This window comes from Halocatena salina (assembly GCF_023115355.1).
GTDB classification, from domain to species: Archaea; Halobacteriota; Halobacteria; order Halobacteriales; family Haloarculaceae; genus Halocatena; species Halocatena salina.
The window spans coordinates 130,803-146,911 of sequence record NZ_CP096019.1 but is presented as its reverse complement, the minus strand read 5'-3'; the positions used below and the strand labels follow the sequence as shown (position 1 = coordinate 146,911).

13 protein-coding genes are annotated in these 16,109 nt (G+C 58.1%); 8 read left to right on the top strand and 5 right to left on the bottom strand.

Annotation, left to right across the window (positions count from 1 at the left end; all coding sequences use genetic code 11):
• The first annotated feature begins 36 nt into the window (after window positions 1-36).
• A complete protein-coding gene (locus MW046_RS00695) occupies window positions 37-858 on the top strand; it encodes a polysaccharide deacetylase family protein (RefSeq protein ID WP_247993656.1) in 822 nt (273 codons plus the stop codon).
• Between the two features lie 8 nt (window positions 859-866).
• Here the strand turns inward: MW046_RS00695 and MW046_RS00690 are convergent, their stop codons facing one another.
• Window positions 867-2,018 (bottom strand): sulfatase-like hydrolase/transferase, encoded by a 1,152-nt coding sequence (locus MW046_RS00690; RefSeq protein WP_247993655.1) that lies wholly within the window; start codon window positions 2,016-2,018, stop codon window positions 867-869.
• A gap of 146 nt (window positions 2,019-2,164) precedes the next feature.
• On the opposite strand from MW046_RS00690, the gene MW046_RS00685 reads away from it, so the two are divergent.
• Window positions 2,165-3,151, top strand: a complete 987-nt coding sequence (locus tag MW046_RS00685) for a bile acid:sodium symporter family protein (RefSeq protein WP_247993654.1) — start codon at window positions 2,165-2,167, stop codon at window positions 3,149-3,151.
• Window positions 3,152-3,230: 79 nt separating this feature from the next.
• A complete protein-coding gene (locus MW046_RS00680) occupies window positions 3,231-5,756 on the top strand; it encodes a penicillin acylase family protein (protein WP_247993653.1) in 2,526 nt (841 codons plus the stop codon).
• Window positions 5,757-5,789: 33 nt separating this feature from the next.
• Here MW046_RS00680 and MW046_RS00675 read toward each other — a convergent pair whose 3' ends face one another.
• Window positions 5,790-6,212 carry a DUF7475 family protein gene (locus tag MW046_RS00675; protein WP_247993652.1) on the bottom strand — a complete coding sequence of 141 codons (423 nt, stop codon included), beginning with the start codon at window positions 6,210-6,212 and terminating at the stop codon, window positions 5,790-5,792.
• Window positions 6,213-6,367: 155 nt separating this feature from the next.
• Here MW046_RS00675 and MW046_RS00670 point away from each other — a divergent pair, with 155 nt between their 5' ends.
• The 3 genes from MW046_RS00670 (at window position 6,368) to MW046_RS00660 (ending at window position 11,057) form a co-directional block, all read left to right on the top strand.
• Window positions 6,368-7,402, top strand: coding sequence for a lysylphosphatidylglycerol synthase transmembrane domain-containing protein (locus tag MW046_RS00670; RefSeq protein ID WP_247993651.1), 1,035 nt, complete (start codon window positions 6,368-6,370; stop codon window positions 7,400-7,402).
• A 67-nt stretch (window positions 7,403-7,469) separates the two neighbouring features.
• Window positions 7,470-9,014, top strand: a complete 1,545-nt coding sequence (locus tag MW046_RS00665; protein WP_247993650.1) for an alkaline phosphatase family protein — start codon at window positions 7,470-7,472, stop codon at window positions 9,012-9,014.
• 369 nt (window positions 9,015-9,383) lie between these two features.
• The gene (locus MW046_RS00660; protein ID WP_247993649.1) at window positions 9,384-11,057 is read left to right on the top strand and encodes an MBL fold metallo-hydrolase; all 1,674 of its coding nucleotides are present in this window, start codon (window positions 9,384-9,386) and stop codon (window positions 11,055-11,057) included.
• A gap of 385 nt (window positions 11,058-11,442) precedes the next feature.
• Here MW046_RS00660 and MW046_RS00655 read toward each other — a convergent pair whose 3' ends face one another.
• Together MW046_RS00655 and MW046_RS00650 are read right to left on the bottom strand one after the other, a co-directional pair.
• A complete protein-coding gene (locus tag MW046_RS00655) occupies window positions 11,443-11,835 on the bottom strand; it encodes a Rid family detoxifying hydrolase (RefSeq protein WP_247993648.1) in 393 nt (130 codons plus the stop codon).
• An 80-nt stretch (window positions 11,836-11,915) separates the two neighbouring features.
• Window positions 11,916-12,620, bottom strand: coding sequence for a PIG-L deacetylase family protein (locus MW046_RS00650; protein ID WP_247993647.1), 705 nt, complete (start codon window positions 12,618-12,620; stop codon window positions 11,916-11,918).
• Between the two features lie 238 nt (window positions 12,621-12,858).
• Between MW046_RS00650 and rdfA the strand changes: the two genes are divergently transcribed.
• Window positions 12,859-13,509, top strand: a complete 651-nt coding sequence (rdfA, locus tag MW046_RS00645; protein WP_247993646.1) for a rod-determining factor RdfA — start codon at window positions 12,859-12,861, stop codon at window positions 13,507-13,509.
• Between the two features lie 326 nt (window positions 13,510-13,835).
• Window positions 13,836-14,900, top strand: a complete 1,065-nt coding sequence (locus tag MW046_RS00640; protein ID WP_247994787.1) for a glucose 1-dehydrogenase — start codon at window positions 13,836-13,838, stop codon at window positions 14,898-14,900.
• A gap of 50 nt (window positions 14,901-14,950) precedes the next feature.
• On the opposite strand, the gene MW046_RS00635 is transcribed toward MW046_RS00640, so the two are convergent.
• The gene (locus tag MW046_RS00635) at window positions 14,951-16,069 is read right to left on the bottom strand and encodes an ABC transporter ATP-binding protein (RefSeq protein WP_247993645.1); all 1,119 of its coding nucleotides are present in this window, start codon (window positions 16,067-16,069) and stop codon (window positions 14,951-14,953) included.
• Window positions 16,070-16,109 lie beyond the last annotated feature (40 nt).

The following is a 16,109-nucleotide window of genomic DNA, read 5'->3' as shown; positions in this document are numbered from 1 at the left end:
GCGGCTTTTTTCGGCGGAGATCGTATCGAGCACCCAATGGATCGCCCGAATGCTGTACTTTCGGTGGATATGGAGTGGTTCTCTCACATTCCGGCGTACCGCAACGCCCGTGGATCGATGACGGAAAACGATGTGGGTCGCTCAGGAGTAGAACTGCTGTTGGAACTGTTCGGGAACGCGGACGCCACCTCGACGTTTTTCGTCGTTGCGAAGATCGCAGAGCGCCACCCCGAACTCCTCTCGCGCATCCTCGAATCCGGACACGAGATCGGCTCACACACGTACGATCACGTTCATCTCACAGAGGTAGACGAAAACGACCGTCACGAGCAACTCCAAGCATCACGAGAAACGCTCGAAGACGCGACGGGCGCGTCGGTCACGGGGTTCCGCGCGCCGTCGTTCGACATCGCAGAGGACCATTTCGAGACACTCGATGTGACTGGTTACGACTATGATTCGAGCATCGTGCCGTGTCGGTCGATCCCCGGGTGGTACGGTGGCACACACACCGTTCAGAGACCCGTTCCGGCCGACCAGGCTGTGGACGGCGCATCATCGTCGATCACGGAGCTACCGGTCGCTGTCATGCCCGGACTCCGGTTACCGCTGACTGGAACGTGGCTCCGATTTTTCGGTGTCAGATACGTACTGTGGGGAATGCGGCTTCTCTCCCATCGGGGAATCACCCCGATCCTCTACGTCCATCCGTGGGAGCTGGTGGATCTGCCTGCCGTCGATGGCGTCCCCCGGCGCGTTTACTGGCGCACCGGGGCGTGGATGCGACGGGCGATCACGAGAATCCTCAACTCGCGCTTTGCGTTCGTGCCGATGCGGTCGCTCACGGAGACTGACTGAGCCGTCGCTCACCCGGCGTCCGTGTAGCCGAGATTCCGTAAACGCTGCTCGATTTCGGGAGACACGTCCGATCGACTCGCTTCTGCCCGTCCCGCGTCGCTATCGAGGGAGACGTCCGCGTCTTGGGCAACCAGCTTCTTGGTGCCGTCCTGGATGGCAACCGTTGCCTCCTCGTGCCACGGGGCGACCGTGATCATCGTGTCCGAGCCGCCGTCTACAAGTCGCCGTCCGTGCCACTCCTCGGGAATGTCACCGCCAGCATGGTCGACGATCGTCGGTGCGATGTCGAGCGCGCTGAACCGTTCAGGTGGCTCGACATCGAACCCGTCCATCACGACCGGCACCTCGATCAGCGTATCTACGACCCGCCGACGGAAGCCCTGGTGGTAGAAATACCCCTCCTCGCCGAGTTCGTCGCCATGGTCGGACGTGAACACGAACGTCGGATCGGCGTTGATCTCGGTAAGCAACCGATCGATCTCGCCGTCGACCCGATCGATCGCGTCCCGATAGTATCCGTCTATTTCTTCGATCTCCTCGTCGGTGACGGAAACCGACCGAAGCAGCCCCTCGTTGCCCGCTGCGCCGGCTCTCCGGTCTAGATCCTTCGGAAGCGCTTGCGAACCGGTTCCGTACGGGCGGTGGCTCTCCATCAGATGCACCCAGAGAAAGCGGGGAGATGTGGCCTCGTTGAACCGCTCGATCGCCATGTCGATCACTTCCTCGTCGCTCGGGATGTCCGACAGTACGGCTTCCATCGGAACCAATCGCCGGTACAGTCGTCGAACCGAATCGAACCGCCCGAGCGACTCCCGGAGCCAGCTCCGTCTGTTTTTGAGTGGGTTGTCACCACCCCCTTCGCTGAACGTCTCGTACTCATCGAAGCCGTCGCCGAAGCCGAAAGCTGGATCGGTTTGTGGCGTCGGAGCCAGTCCGATACAAGTGTATCCCAGATCGCTCAACACGTTCGGAATCGTCGGACCAGCGATCCGTGACTCGATCGCGGAAACCAAACTCGATGACAGCAGTCCTGCAATGCTCGGTCGGGTGTAGTGAGCGGCTGTCACCCCGATCTGCGAGCCGAGCGATGAAACGAACTCCATCTCGTCGACGTGATCGTATCGCACCGAATCGGCGGTCACGAGAACGATGTCGTTCATTGGTCTATACCGATCCCTACCGTGAAATACGTCTTGGGATTCGCGGTCGGACTGCGTCCCTGAGGAATCGAACTGGCCACGCTCAAACTGGTGTGGAAGACGGAGGAGACATATCGATAGAGAGTCGTGTTGGCAATGAATAACGAATGCGGTGGCATGCTTCGCTCCGATCGGTTGGTACGTTCACGAGTAAATACTTCGTCGTCTGGGTGGTGATCGCCGTTCCTATCGCGCTGTATTCGCCCCAGACGTTCACACCGATCGCGGCGTACATCACGCCGCTTTTGGGGATCATCATGCTCGGGATGGGACTGACGCTGACACCCGCGGATTTCCGGCGGATCGGAGAGCGACCGCGGGACGTGTTCGTGGGCGCGATGGGCCAGTGGCTCTTGATGCCGGTGTTCGCGGTCGTTCTCGTCGGAGTACTCGGGTTGCCGGAGGAAGTGGGGTTGGGGCTGCTCCTCCTCGGTGTAGCTCCGGGGGGAACCGCCTCGAACGTGATGACGTATCTCGGCAAGGGTGATGTCGCACTCTCGGTAACGATCACCTCGGTGACGACGATCGCTGCGCCGCTCGTGATGCCGACGTGGATCGTGGTGCTCGCAAACGAGTCTGTTTCTGTCACGTTCGGACAGATGGCCGGTTCGATCGTCCAGATCGTCCTACTTCCGGTCGTCGCGGGGGTGTTTCTGCGCATTGTACTCGACAGATACGCCCCGACTGCTGCCTCGATCGGGCTTTCGATCTTCCCAGCGATCAGCGTGCTCACGATCGTCGGTATCGTCGCGGCCATCGTGGCGGTCAACACGGGGACGATCCGTAGCGCCGGAAGTATGGTGTTTCTCGCGGTCGTTTTACACAACGCGCTCGGTTTGGCTGGCGGCTATGTCGTCGGACACACATCCGGAATGGATGAGGATCGGGCGCGAGCGTGTGCGTTCGAAGTCGGTCTCCAAAACAGCGGACTGGCTGTGGCGCTCGCGGGCGAGTTCTTCGCTTCGCCCGCTGTCGCCCTGATCCCGGCGCTGTTTAGCGTCTGGCACAACGTCTCTGGGCCGGCGCTCGCAACGCTGTTCGTGCGGCTCGACGACGACTCATCCGTCGACGAAGCCATAACGCCCAGCGACTAACCTACCGAGGTCGCTTGGAGCTTAATCCCCGGATATATCCGGCCGAAGACTTCCCCACTCCGGGGATGAAGGCGGACTGATGAACGATGCGATGCCTTCAGTCGAGCTGCTGACCGACGTTCACGACGTCACCCACGTCTACGTCGATGGCACAGACGACTACGTCGAAGAAGAGGAACTGTACGCGCTCTCGTATGCTAATGGCTACGTCCAAGCGCGTGACCGGCTGTTCGAGATGGACGCACTTCGCCACATCGGCTACGGCGACAGCGCCAGCGTGCTTGGTCCGATGCAGCTCGCATCTGACATCCAAGTCCGGCGCGATCTCTACACCCGTGAAGAACTCAACGCCCAGTACGAGGCTGCGAGTACTACTGTGCAGGTGTCGCTACAAGGGTTTGCCGACGGCGTGAACCGACAGCTCATACAGCGCCTCGTTGACCGGGAGCTCCCGGCCGAATTCGTTGCGCTGGGCCATCCCCCTGAACCATGGTCACCGGTCGACAGCATTGCAGTGGTGGCGTACATGGTCGGCTACTTCGGTGTTGACGGCGGCACGGAGCTGAAAAACGCAGAGACGTTCGCCCAGCTGACCGACAGCCTCGGCGATGAACGAGCGGCCTATGAAGCCTACGAGGATCTGAACTGGCTGTCAGTTCCCGAAAACCACTACACCACGATCGACGCGTCGGAACTGACGGTGACGGACAGTGAATCGATTCCCGACTACGAGACCGTTCCCGACGAACAGATAGCGCTCGCACACGCCGCAGCTGACACAACACCATGGGGCATCGACGGCGACCTGCTCGATGGAGCCACCCCGTCGGTCCGTCGGGCGATCGGCGCGCTCTCTGGCTTTCGGTGGGGGAGCAACGCACTCGCCGTCGACGGAGAACACACCGAAACGGGAGCACCGATGCTGTTCGGTGGTCCACAGATGGGGTATTTCGCCCCACCAGTGATTCACGAGATCGGGCTGCACGGCGCGGGGTTCGACGTTGCGGGAATCGGTGTCGTCGGTACGCCCGGAGTGGTGATCGGCCGGACACCCGAGTTCGCATGGAGCGTCACCAGCGGCTACGACGATCAGGTCGACACGATCGCTGTCGAACTCCATCCCGAGGACCGACACCGATACCGATGGAACGGGGAATGGCGACGGATGGAAACCGAAACGGTCGTCCACCGTCCATCGATGCTCGGTGCACTCAGCAATGGCGATCGGCCACGAGGCGCTGTTGAGCAGGAGATCGCCCGCATCGAGGAACGAGGGGATTCGATGCCCGTCATCGCGTGGAACCCCGACGAACGGATCGCGTGGTGTCAACGCACCACGACGCGCGGTAACGAACTAACTGGCGTGTTCCAGTGGGCCGAACTCGGTCGACAGGAAAGCTTTGAGGAGTTCGAAACCCAACTCGCTGAGTTCCCGTTCACGTTCAACTTCATCTACGCCGATGACGAAGCGATCGCGTACGTTCACACCGGATCGGTCCCGGATCGAAACGATGCGCTCGATCCCCGATTTCCTGCACCCGGCTCGACCCACCGTTGGAAGTCGATCACAACCGGAACGGGGCTGACGATGTCCGTTCGAGATCCCGAGCGGGGATACGTTGCCCAGTGGAACAACGCGCCAGCCGCGGGATGGCGGGCCGGCGATGTCGCGGGACGCTGGGGATCGATCCATCGCGTCGAACTGCTCGACCGGGTGACACGGGACACGGTCGACGACGGACCGCTCTCGATCGAGGACGTCGCGGGGATCGTTCAAAAAACCGCGACCCGGAGTCCGATCGCAAACGCGACGACACCGGCGTTCATCGAAGCCGCTCGTGAGGGAGGAATGGACGCACTCGGGAACGAGCTCGAACGATGGGCGAACGCGGAGTACACGTGGCGTACCGAGAACGGTCGCCACCATCCCGGTCTCGTCATTTGGGAAACGGTTCGTCAGGAGCTACAAGAACTCGCTTTCGAGGAGGAACTCGGGAAGCTCGCGCCTACCCTCCAGTTCGACCCACCAACGGAAATCGATCTCGACGAAAACGAGGATCCCCACGCCGGCGACCACGGTCGAGCGTTGCGGGAAGTGACCATCGCCGATGCGCTTGCCGAACGCACGAATCACGAGTGGCTCGGCGAGAATCCTGATGGCACCGTCCGGACGGCGATCGAACGCGCACGGAACAGTTTAGCCGATCGGTTCGGTACTGACGACCCGACAGCGTGGCGGATGGAACGACGGACGACCGGCTTCAAGGCGATCTCCGCGGCGGATGGGCCGGAGATCGATCTCGTCAATCGCGGGAGCTGGAACTTCCTCGTGTCGTTGGGCACTGGAGCCGGCCGATCCGTCCTGGCCCCCGGGAATTCGGGACATCTCTCCGTCGGTGAGCTTTTCGGGACGATCAGGGGATCGCCACCGGATCGACTCACCGATCAGCTCGAACTGTACGAACGCTTCGAGTACAAGCCGTTCCCAGTCGAGCGGGCGGCCGTCGTGGCCAACGCCGAGCGGAGCGGCGATCTCTCCGTATGGCGTCGATCGGGAGCCAACGGTCAGGCGTTCGCATTGCTCTCTCGATGGCTCCGAAACTGATCGTCGTCGATCGGACGCTGATGTGTCCTCGAATCAGGACTCCGGCTGAGAGGAAGTGACTGCCTGGTCCCCGCGCCCACCACTCACGTAGAGATACGCTGCGGCGACGATGAAGACGGCTTCGGCCGTTTTCGAGGCGATCGCGAGATTGCTGAGTGGTCCTTCCAACACGAAAAACGCGATAATTTGGGCGAGCGAGAACAAGATCGCAACCGGATAAAACTCCTGCCGCCAGTACCGGGTCAGAAACACACCGATTCCGCCGATAAACCCGAGCGCGGCCAGAACGAACAGGACCGCTTGCATCGTATCGAACTCGATCACCACTGGGGCGAGCCACAAGTGAATGGCGGCTGAGACGAGTGCAGCGAGGATGGCTACGTACGGAACGATACCCGACGGAAGCCCGGTGAATGTAGACGATTTTCCTGTGGTAGCTGCTTGGCTGTTAGACATGATTCAAATAACACACAGCCACAGGAAATACGCTATCGAAGCGGCAGACACCACCGAAACCACACAACGCATATTTCTCCCTCGTCGGCAGATCGGAACCGGAACAGCCGAGTAGTTCCTCCGACCATCACACGGATGAAGGGGACGATGATCGCATGGGATTGATCTCGGGATCGAGCTACCGGTGGCTGCTCAAACTGTTTCAGTACGCGCTCGGTGGAGCTGCGTTGCTCTGGTTGGTCGTCAACGCCGAATGGGAGCGTGTTCTGACAGTGATAGACGGAATACACTACGGCGTCGTGGCCGTGATTCTCGCCGCAAGCGTTGCAGAAACCCTCTGTCGGTTCTCGATGTGGCACGTGTTGCTCAACGGCGTCAGCACGACACCGTTTTCCACTGCGGCTCGCACGACGTTGATCACCAACTTCGTTAACCAGATCCTCCCATCACGCTTGTCCGGTCGGTCGATCGCACCTCTCGTCCTCCGTCATTACACCCGGTACGACTGGAGTGAGGTCGTCACGATCGCCGGCGTTCATACGGCGCTGTACGCCGTTTGTAACGGTTTCGTCGCGGCGATCGGACTGGCGTTCTTTTTGCCTGAATTTTCTCCCGGACTGTTGATCGTACTCGCTGGTTCGATCGCGCTGTATCTCTTCGTCGGCGTCGGTTCCTTGCTAGCTGGCTGGCAGTTCGACAGTGTCACCCAGATTATCGGCAACGTTCGTAGTCGACTCGAACGGATACCGTTGGTTTCAGGGGGTTTCTCTGCGGTGGCGGGACGACTACCCTCGTTCAGCGACGGGGTTGCCGACGTGTTCGACACGCTGCTGACCGATCATCGCGTTATCGGACTGTACACCGGCGGATGGATCGCGTCACGAATGGTCTTTCCAGGGCTGCGAGTGGGGCTGTTGCTTGACGCGCTCAACGTCGGATTCTCTCCGGTGATGCTGCCAGTCGTGTTGGTGACGGCCTATAGCGTGACGTTGCTACCCATCACGCCCGGTGGAATCGGCGTCGCGGAAGCATCCGCAACGCTCGTATTCGGCGCACTCGGCGTAGCTGAGCCGATCATCGCGCCGGTGATCCTCGTCGATCGCTTTCTCAGCGTCTACCTCCCCTCGCTCGCTGGCTGGTATCCCGTCACGCGTCTCGACCTCACCGCGATCGCGGCCGGAGAGCAGTAGTCTCGGAGCGCGCTGAGGACTCTTCGAAAAGGCAAGGACTATCACCAGGTGGGTGGTCGCTGTGGACATGAGCCGGACGTTCGTCGTTGGTCTCGATGGAGCGAGTTGGCGGCTCCTAGACCCGTGGATCGAGGCGGGAGACCTCCCAAACCTCGCTTTACTCAGAAATGAAGGCGTGTGGGCCGAACACAGGAGCTGTCTTCCTCCAGTGACGTTTCCGAACTGGAAATGTTATTCGTCGGGAAAAGATCCAGGTGGCTTCGGCGTGTACTGGTTCGAGCGTGTCGATCTTGCCAACGGTGAGATCACGACGGCCGACAGCCGGGACTACCGAACCGCTGAGCTGTGGGATTATCTCAATGATGCAGGCCTGTCGACCGGTGTGATCAACATGCCGACGATGTATCCGCCCCGCGAAATCGATGGGGTCCTCGTTTGTGGCGGTCCAGCGACGATCGAAGGTGAGTATCGGTCGATCGAGTCGGGGTACACCTATCCCAACGATCTCGCAGACTATCTCGAAGCGGAGTTCGACTACCGCGTCCATCCCGAGCCACTCATCTCCTCAAACGATGAGCGTGGCGCGGAAGTCGAGGAAATCCTTTCGCTGTTGGACGCGCGCTTTGAGGTCGCGCTCGATCTCTTCGAACGCGAAGAGCTGGATTTCATGCACGTAACGCTGTTCTATCTCAACGTGCTCCATCACTTCTTCTGGGACGACACGCCGACCAAACGGGCGTGGACGCTCGTCGATGAGTGGCTTGGACGACTCTCCGAGCTGGAAGATACGAATCTCGTCGTCGTCTCCGATCACGGGAGCGCAGCGACCACGACGGAGTTTTACATCAACGAATGGCTCGCCGAAAACGGATATCAGGCGCGCCAGCGCACGATTGAGGATCTGTTCCGTCCGCTGGGTATCAACCGTGAAAACGTCCTTTCCGTGGCGAAACGGATAGGAATCGTGGATCTGCTAGCCGAAACGGTTCCAGAACGCATCCAACAGCTGGTGCCTCAGAGTGCAGGCGTCAAACGGGGGCGCAAGCTCGATGCGATCAATCTAGACGGAACGAAAGCTGTGGCGAGCGCCCAAGGTCCGATCTATCTCAATCCCGAGTTCGACACTCAGTCGGTGGCAAAACAGCTCATCGACGATCTCAAGGACGTCTCCGATGCGGACGGACCGTTGTTCACTGCCGTCAATCACGGCCACGATGTCTACACAGGACCGTACACCTCCGAAGGTCCCGAAATCGTCGTGGATCAGCGGCCGGGCGTCCACGTCAATGACGGCGTCGGTGGGGGAACGGTCCAGACGGGACCCGACCGCTGGGCCGCCGAAAACACGCCCCATGGCATCTTTCTCGCCGCTGGACCTGAGTTCGACGAACAAGGCGAGATCGATCCAATCAGCATCCTCGACATTGCACCCACATTGCTCGTCTCCGCCGGTAGCGATGTTCCATCCGATATGCATGGTGAGGTGCTCCCGATCTTCGATTCGACGCCGTCCTGGGACAGAAGGGATCCGATCGATCCCGAGAAACGGGACGACCCACAACAGGACGACCACGTCACTGATCGGCTCAAACAACTCGGCTACATGGAGTGATGCTTCTCCCCATCGACGGACATCGCACATCACTATAAACATAAATAAATACACCACCTATATAGCGAGAATTCTTGAGAATTACATAGAAACTCCCTAAACACGCTCATCAGCACTATACACTATAAATAAAATAAATATTATAGAGAAATCGTCGAAGGATTGTCCATACGCCAGAGAAGTGCAATAACATATATTTATTCATCTGAATATCCTATAAACCTATAATATATTAATATAGAAACAAATCTGGAAATAACCCACAATCCATATGTATTGATTGACCATACCACACGACTGGAGGCATGACTATTTCGTATCGATATCCGTTGGGAGACGGGAACACGAACGTCTCATCGAAAATCGCAGATGATCGACTGTACAGCAGATCGAAAGATGCATATTAGCTACCAACACGCAAACCCGTTTACAGGGCGTGAATCGGCGGTTATTCGCATCGAGGGGCTTCTTCCCGACCAGACTGTTTGTCTTCTCATCGATGCTGGGGAGGGTGTCGACATCGACGATCTTCTCGAAGGAGATGATGAGTATCTCACGGCGATCTGTTTGACACACGCCCACCTCGACCACTACACGACGCTCGCGGAGAATCTCCGTGATGCAGCACCGATCTACACTGCGCCTGACACCGCGGCGATTCTCGCCGATGTGATCGATGCTGGGGGTGGATTTTCCGACCATCAGACACGGGAAACGGTTCTCAATCGGTTGACGCCGTTAGAGGACTGGACGACGATCGTCGATGGGCTACGCGTTCGTCCGGTCCCGGCGGGTCACACGCCGGGGGCAACCGGAATACTGTTATCAATCAAGGACGGCAACGAGCACCGGACGATACTCATGACGGGCGATTTCACGCTGCGACGGGCAGCGGGATATCCGGGGTTTGAGCCGGAGCTACCGGTCGACGTCGATGTACTCCTACTAAATGCGGCCGCAAGTGATGACATCGAAACCACGCTAACAGAGACGGTATCACAACTCATCCAGCGCGCGCTCGCGGGTTCGACTGTCCTTGCGACCACCAGCGGACTGACCGGGATTCACCTCGCGTACCTGCTCGGCCACCTCGCTCACCAGTACGATCTGTATCTGCCAGTGACGCTCGTCGGTCACGCTGGGACGCTGGCCGATCGGCTGGGATACGACATTCCTTCGGTCAATACCCACATCGAGTTTACCGATCCCGACGCCGTTCTTGAATCCGGAGCCATCACGATCGCCGGTCCCGAGGTACCGACACGCGGAGAAACGAAAAGTGCCGATCGGCTGTTTTCGGCGATCGAGGACGACCCGGGCGCAACCCTCGTTCAAGTGCTGTCGGGAGCCGATTCTCCCGTTCGAACCGCCAGTTGTACCGTTCACGACGAGTTTCTCAGCAACCATCCGTCCCGCGACTCGATCGACACGGTAGTGGACCAACTGATGCCGGTCCACGTCGTCGTCATGCATCAGACGGGCCCTGCGGCCGATCGCTACAAAGACAAGTTTGCTAGCTACGTGTGGGTTACGGACGATCAAACCCACCATACACTTCTCAACGATCACGGGTGGACGCCGCCGCCGTGGGTGACGTCGATGACCCGTAAACGAGTCGAGTCATCAGGACACACGACACGACGGATCGGTGAGAGTCTTCCTGACGACGATGACAACTTGTCGTTTCCTCCCACTGATCGCTACTCGGATGTAGATCTCACCGCCGAAGGACTCGACATCGCAGTACTCACAGAGCACATTCCCCAGCTAACAGGCGACTCATCCCGCGTGGATGCATCTGAAACCACACACGGCCCGTCAGCTCCCATGACACAGAAAAACGAGGCATCCACCTTACAGCAGGTTCTCGATCGACTCGATAAACTCGAAAATATGTTACAGGAAGATAGATATCCGGCACGGGTGCTCGATACCCGCGACGGAGTGACCATTCTTCGCGTCGATACGGAGATTCCCGATGTCAACGTCGGTGACACCCTCGGCGTCGTATCCGAGTCCGACACGGAGGCGAACGTGAACTAATCGAGGTCACACATGATAGATTTATACTGTATTTACGAATATAGAGTAATTTAGATACGATATTTTGTCGAAAAATTTCTCTGGCAAGTAAGCGATCGGAGAGTGATTTTCCCCATACTAACACTAACACCACGGATTTGGTCTGATCTAAAGATTCTTTGATCGTGAATAACATATCAGTATTATTTCTATCGAGTAACTAGTTGAAAGGCTACGAATCGACATCGATACAGCGATACTACTATTCTATCTCACTGTTCGAATACGATATTGATGCTACTATAGAATCTCATCCAAGAGATCACGTCTGATATAATTTTATAATCTCATACTTATATTAGTATAATTTAATAACCTTCTGTCAAGTTTGTTCCGTCGGCAGCCGTTACTGTCCGTGTCGATCCGGACGTGCAGCGATGACTTCGATTTCCACGTCGATGTCGACCGGCAGTTTCACGACTTCGACCGCGCTACGGGCCGGATACGGGTTGGAAAGCAGCGCTTCGTACGCTTCATTGACCGCATCGTAGTAGCGCATATCATCGATGAACACCGTCGTTTTCACCACATTGGCGAGTGACGTGTCCGCGGCTTCGAGGATCGCTTCGACGTTTTCGAGCGTTTGCCGCGTCTGTTCGCCCGGTGAGGTACCCACCACGTCCCCGGTGTCGGGGTCGATCGGTCCCTGTCCGGAAACGTACACCGTATCTCCATGGACGATACCTTGTGAAAACGGTCCTATACTCGCTGGTGCGTCGTCTGTCTGGATTTCTCTCATTGATTTTTCGCTGTTGACACAGCACATGTATTGGTCATCCGATCGACTACCAAGTACCGATCCCATCGCAGTGTTCCTCATCAAACTAGATACTCCTGAGCGAGTTCGTGGAGCGGGAGGAACCCTTCCGCGGCGTCAGCACCCACCTGTGTGCCATACACCATGTCTTCGGCCCGAACGCTGTCGATCAGGTTGTCGAACTCCGCGTCGATACCTCCGTGTTCGGTGAGAAATTCGACCTGTGAGTCGTGTTGTTTGATGGCCTCCGTTTTCCGATCTTCGTAGCCGGAGATGTCGACCAAACAGGTCGGTTCGAACGTCGATGTCGGCTTACCGAAGAAATACACGTTATCCGGATCACACGGGGGGTGTTCGGTCTCTACCAACGGCAGCGACGCCATATAATACGCGTCGGTTACGAGCCGTGACGTCGCCTGATGGTCCGGATGCATGTCGTCTTGAAAGTGGGTGAGAACGATGTCCGGAGCGTAACGGCGCATCACGTCGACTACTCGGAGCCGATTTTCCAGCGAGTGGGTGATGCGACCGTCCTCGAACTCGAGAAACACCACCTCCTCGGCACCCAACACCTCACCCGACGCTCGGGCCTCCGATTCCCGAACCGTAGCGATCTCCGCTTCCGTCTCTGATCCGAGTCCGCCGTACTCTCCACGTGTCATGTGAGCGATCGTCACGGTGTCGCCACGATCGGCGTGCTTTGCGATCGTTCCGCCACAGAAGATGTCGGCATCGTCTGGGTGGGCAACGATGGCTAACAGATGCATACGAGTTTACATCTATAAACACAGAACAAATACTTTATGATCGGATGGAGACGTGAGAATAAACGCTGCTTTCGATCGTTCACTACGTATGAACGTCCTCAGAGTGGACACGCAGCGTTCGAATAACAGTTGTAATGGTGTTATTCTATCTGCGAACCGAGCCGAGAAGGGAACTGATCTAACGGTAGTACTCTCACTGACCGGGAGGCATTTTCTCCTCGAACGCCTGTATCGGATCGTGACCGCTTCGGATTCATCGACATCGAAACGAGCAGAACGAACGAAGGTCGGCAGATTGATCGCAGAGTACGATCTTACGGAGGTCGGTGCGGAGTTAGAGCGTCGGTGGACGAAACCGAGCGGGGAACGAGACGGACTCCGGACGCTAGCAGATGTGTTCAACCGGCGGCTCCTCACCCGCGCCATGTCCGATGTGGGCCTGAATCCCCTTGATGGCGAAGCAGACAACTACTACCGGCTCCTGACGGATGACGTCGGCCGGAGCCGGAAGATCGAGGCACAACGGCGACTCGAAGGGGCAGGAATCGACGTCGAAGAGCTACGCACTCACTTCGTCACCTACCAGGCGATCAGAACGTATCTCACAGAGGTTCGAGGAGCATCTTACGACGCTACGGACACACAGATAAGCGTCGAAACCACTCAAAACAGCCTCGGGCGTCTCGTGGGCCGGACGACGACCGTCGTCAAGCAGAAGCTCACACAGCTCAGAGCGGCCGACCGCATCGTTCTTGGTCCGTTCCACGTTCAGGCGTCCATCACCGTGTACTGCGAGGCGTGTGAAACACGCCACTCTCTTACGGAACTGCTCGCTCGCGGAGGCTGTAATTGCGATCAAGAGCAAACTCCTTCATCCTCCTTGGAGTGAATCCCATCGCCGAAAAGGAGCACACCCACTGACTGTTCACACGTTATAAACGATCACGTCCTTGCTCTGCCGGTCTGTTCCCGACAGTCATCTAAAGTCGTACACCGAACTGGGTGGTGGTCAGCCGACCGGAGCCCGGTCCATCACACGTGAACATAATGACAGAATGAATACAATATAATCGTCGTCGTTTCCCCTCGTGGTTGTTCCCAACCCGTCGGAGGATTTATTATTTGGTGGCTGAAACAGTGGTTCATGTCAACTACCCCTATCCGGTTCGGAGTGGGAGCGCTACCGTTCGATCGTTCCTCGGTCGGAGGGCGACGATGAACGCGATCGCAGTCGAGCGCGGTGAGCATCAGCCAAGCGTCATCGAGGTCGACCGACCGAGTCCGGATCCGGGTGAGGCACTGCTCCGGACGCTCCGAGTCGGGATTGACGGCACCGATCACGAAGTCATAGATGGCAATCACGGCGGTTTCCCGACCGAGGACGACTATCAGATTCTCGGCCACGAAGCCGTCGCAGTCGTCGAAGACGCGAACGGGACCGGCCTCCGAGAAGGATCGCTCGTGGTTCCGACCGTCCGGCGACCAATCGATACTCCGAACAACCATTTCGAACGGGGCGAGCCGGACATGGCTCCGGAGGGAACGTACGTTGAGCGCGGTATCGTCGGCGCACACGGTTACATGGCCGAGTACGTCACGAGCCAACCGGAGTATCTGGTTTCGGTACCGGACTCGTTCGCTCGCCACGGCTTTCTCGTCGAACCGATCAGCAACTCCGAGAAGGCGATCGAGCATGCGATAGCTGCGCGGTCGGCATTCGAGTGGGAACCCGAGAGTGCTCTCATCCTCGGAAACGGTCCGCTCGGGCTGTTGACGCTCGCCATGATGACTGTCAAGGGGTTCGATACCACGTACTGTCTCGGGCGACGGGACCGACCGGATCCGACGATCGACATCATCGAGCGGCTCGACGGCATCTACATCGATTCCCGTGAGACGCCCGTGGCATCGATCCCTGAGACGTACGAGGCTGTGGATTTCCTCTATGAGGCGACCGGCTACGCGAAACACGCGTTCGAATCGATCGCGGCGTTGGAATCGAACGGCGTCGCTGCGCTGTTGGGGCTTCCCGACGACTGGACGTTCGAGATCGACGGCGGGCAGCTCCACCGCGAACTGGTGTTACACAACAAAGCGGTGTTCGGGAGTGTCAATTCGAATCAAAGCCAGTACGAGCAGGCAAGAGAAACGCTCACAGCGTTTCCCGACTGGTTCGTGGACGCGCTCATCACGGATGTCTACGCGCCCGATGACGTCGGTGCGGCGTTCGAGACGGGAAACGAGCGGATCAAAACCGTCATCGAGTTCGATACTCCTTGACTGCTGCTGCCGGATTACTCTCCTCTGACTACTGACGGCATCGCACCACATCACGCAGTCAGCAGGTGAACGTTTTCGACAGGGGCGTCGCTGTTTTTGAGTGCGGCTCCTGACACTCGATCGAACAGATGGATCCGTTCTTCGGGGAGCGACAGTCCGAGTGGTTCGTCTCTCGGAACGGCTGTACCGGCCGCAACGGTGACAGTAACCGTATCGCTCCCGATCGACGCGTGAAGGTGAGAGAAATCCCCGAGTGGCTCGATTACCTGCGCGGATGCCTCGATACCGCCCGTCTCCGCGAGTTCGATATCCTCGGGTCGAACTCCCAAAACGAGATCAGTCTGTCCATTCAGGGTTTCGAGCGTCGGCTCCGCTAAATCGTATTCGAATTCGGGATGGACCAACGCACCGTCTTCGAGGGTGACGTCGATGAAGTTCATCGACGGTGAGCCGATGAAGCCCGCGACGAATCTGTTTGCCGGTCGATTATAACATTCTAGCGGTGTCCCGATCTGCTGGAGTTCGCCGTCGTCAAGCACGGCAATTCGATCGCCCATCGTCATCGCTTCGGTCTGATCGTGAGTCACGTAGATCGTCGTCGTTTCGAGATCCTCCTGGAGTGCCTGAAGTTCGGTTCGCATCTGGGTTCGAAGTTTTGCGTCCAAATTCGAGAGTGGTTCGTCCATCAGGAACACCTCCGGATCGCGGACGATGGCGCGCCCGAGCGCCACGCGCTGTTGTTGTCCACCGGACAGTTCGCTCGGCTCGTCACCCAGAAGTTCCTCGATCCCCATGATCTCGGCGACCTCCTCGACGCGCTCGGTGATCTCTGTCTCGGATCGGTCGGTGTTCATCTTGAGACCGAACGACATGTTCTCCCGAGCCGTCATGTGGGGATACAACGCGTAGTTCTGGAACACCATAGCGATGTCCCGATCTCGTGGCTCCCGGTCCGTGACCGATGTGTCGTCGATCCGGATGTCGCCAGCAGTGGCCGTTTCTAGTCCGGCCGTCATTCGGAGTGTCGTCGACTTCCCACACCCGGATGGCCCGACTAGTACCAGAAACTCGCCGTCTTCGAGCTGGATCGAGAGATCGTCGACGGCGACGATCGCGTTCTCACCGCTACCGAACGTTTTCGTGAGATTCCGCAGTTCGACCGTTCCCATGTATACGTGTATTGGCAACTCTCCTATATAATAGTTTTCT

Bases quoted from the DNA above. Each gene is read 5' to 3' on its own strand.
- MW046_RS00695 (WP_247993656.1), top strand. From the start codon at position 37: ATGGATCGCCCGAATGCTGTACTTTCGGTGGATATGGAGTGGTTCTCT.
- MW046_RS00690 (WP_247993655.1), bottom strand. From the start codon at position 2,018: ATGAACGACATCGTTCTCGTGACCGCCGATTCGGTGCGATACGATCAC.
- MW046_RS00685 (WP_247993654.1), top strand. From the start codon at position 2,165: ATGCGGTGGCATGCTTCGCTCCGATCGGTTGGTACGTTCACGAGTAAA.
- MW046_RS00680 (WP_247993653.1), top strand. From the start codon at position 3,231: ATGAACGATGCGATGCCTTCAGTCGAGCTGCTGACCGACGTTCACGAC.
- MW046_RS00675 (WP_247993652.1), bottom strand. From the start codon at position 6,212: ATGTCTAACAGCCAAGCAGCTACCACAGGAAAATCGTCTACATTCACC.
- MW046_RS00670 (WP_247993651.1), top strand. From the start codon at position 6,368: ATGGGATTGATCTCGGGATCGAGCTACCGGTGGCTGCTCAAACTGTTT.
- MW046_RS00665 (WP_247993650.1), top strand. From the start codon at position 7,470: ATGAGCCGGACGTTCGTCGTTGGTCTCGATGGAGCGAGTTGGCGGCTC.
- MW046_RS00660 (WP_247993649.1), top strand. From the start codon at position 9,384: ATGATCGACTGTACAGCAGATCGAAAGATGCATATTAGCTACCAACAC.
- MW046_RS00655 (WP_247993648.1), bottom strand. From the start codon at position 11,835: ATGAGAGAAATCCAGACAGACGACGCACCAGCGAGTATAGGACCGTTT.
- MW046_RS00650 (WP_247993647.1), bottom strand. From the start codon at position 12,620: ATGCATCTGTTAGCCATCGTTGCCCACCCAGACGATGCCGACATCTTC.
- MW046_RS00640 (WP_247994787.1), top strand. From the start codon at position 13,836: ATGAACGCGATCGCAGTCGAGCGCGGTGAGCATCAGCCAAGCGTCATC.
- MW046_RS00635 (WP_247993645.1), bottom strand. From the start codon at position 16,069: ATGGGAACGGTCGAACTGCGGAATCTCACGAAAACGTTCGGTAGCGGT.